The sequence below is a fragment of the Burkholderia sp. Ac-20392 genome (assembly GCF_017104585.1).
GTDB lineage: Bacteria > Pseudomonadota > Gammaproteobacteria > Burkholderiales > Burkholderiaceae > Burkholderia > Burkholderia lata.
In genome coordinates this window covers 1-1849 of sequence record NZ_JAAGPB010000917.1, presented here as the reverse complement: position 1 = coordinate 1849, position 1849 = coordinate 1, and the positions used below count along the sequence as shown (strand labels likewise).

The window sequence follows — 1849 nt, the reverse complement described above, 5'->3', positions numbered from 1 at the left end:
GCCTCGTGCTGCGGCAGACGGACGACGCGATCGCGCAGCAGGATTACGCGCAGGCGCGCAAGCTGCTCGATCGTGCGAGCCCGGCCGGCCGCGCGGACAAGCGCTATGCGCTCGAACTGGCCGATCTCGAACGTGCGCAAGGCCATTACGACGCGGCGCGCGCGGCGCTCGCGCCGGTCGTCGCCCGTACGCCGGACGATGCCGATACACAGCTCGCGCTGGCCCGCATCGACGAGGACAGCGGCAATCGGGCCGCGGCGCTTGCACGCGTGCAGGCGGTGCTGGCCCGCACGCCGGACGACGACGTCGACACGCAACTGTCGGCCGTGCGCCGCCTGAATGCGCTGCGTCGCCCGGACGAGGCCGTGCAGCTAACCGATCGGCTGCATGCCGCGTATCCGTCACGCCCGGATGTGACGGTCGCGGCCGGGCGCGTGGCCGAGGCGCAGGGGCGCTACGACGATGCGGCGCCGCTGTACCGGTTGTCGCAGTCGCAGGAACGCACGACGGGCGTGAGCCCGGGGCGTGATGGCCTGACGCCTGCGCAGGCCGCATTCGCGGATCTCGCGCAGCGGCGCAATCCCGAGATCGAAACCGGCTGGACGCCCGCGTACAAGTCGGGCGACGAAGGCATCTCGTCGTATCGCGCGCAGCAGGTGCCGATCTACATGCAGATGCCGATCCGCTACGACGGGCACGTGTTCGCGCAGATCGACACCGTGCATCTCGATCCGGGCACGCTCGACACGAGCAACCCGAACGCGTATTCGCTCAGTACGTTCGGCAGCTACGCGGCGCTCAAGGCGCAGAACGCGCTGACCCCTGCATCGATCGCGAATCCGCCAGGCTCGCTGCACCAGACGGCCACGGGTGTCGCGCTCGGCGCCGGCTATCTGACCGACGCATGGCGCTTCGACCTCGGTACGTCGCCGCTCGGTTTCCCGGTGCATTACCTGGTCGGCGGCGTGCGCTATCGCTTCGACGCGGGCCCGGCCAGTTTCTCGGTGAATGCGTCGCGGCGGCCGGAAACGAGCAGCGTGCTGTCGTACTCGGGGATGCGCGATCCATGGACGGGTGCAGTCTGGGGCGGCGTGCGCCGTGACGGCGTGACCCTGCGCGCGTCGGTCGACGTCGGCCGCACGAACCTGTTCGCGGAACTCGGCGCGGGCGTGCTGTCCGGCCGCAACGTCGAACGCAACGCGGAAGTCACGCTGCGCACGGGCTTTACGATGCCCGTGTACGAGCGCGCGACGATGAAGGTCAGCACCGGGCTGGTCGGCAACGCGTGGCACTACGCGGAAAACCTGCGCTACTACACGTACGGGCAGGGCGGTTACTACAGCCCGCAACGCTACCTGTCGCTCGGCGTGCCGATCGAATGGGCGGGGCGGCACGATGCGCTGTCGTGGGACCTGACCTTCACGGGCGGGATCTCGAACAGCTACGAGAAGGATTCGCTGTATTACCCGATGTCCGCGGACCAGCGGGCCGCGCAGGTGGCGGCCGGGTTCGTGTACGCGGGCAGCTCGACGCGCGGCGTGTCGTTCTCGTACGGCATCAACGGCATTGTCGAGTACCGCGTGAACCCGCACCTGAGCGTCGGCGCGCAACTGAAAGTCGACCGGTCGCACGACTACGCGCCGAGTTCGGCGCTCGTGTATCTGCGCTATGCGTTCGACGCGCGTGCGCAACGCAGCTGGCTCGTCACGCCGACGCCAGTGCGGCTTTATTCGGATTACTAGGGGAACGCCGTGACTACGGAACTCGATGCCACCCGTCCCGCGCTCGGCGCCGCCGGCCTGCTGGGCCGCCTGCGTGCGCTGCTGGGCACGGGGCCGGCCGGCGGCCG

1 protein-coding gene is annotated in these 1849 nt (G+C 69.6%); it reads left to right on the top strand.

What is annotated here, in order from left to right:
• Window positions 1-1742, top strand: a 1742-nt coding sequence (locus tag G3N99_RS39685) for a cellulose synthase subunit BcsC-related outer membrane protein (protein ID WP_206125130.1), incomplete at its 5' end; no start/stop codon positions are given.
• Between the last annotated feature and the right edge of the window lie 107 nt (window positions 1743-1849).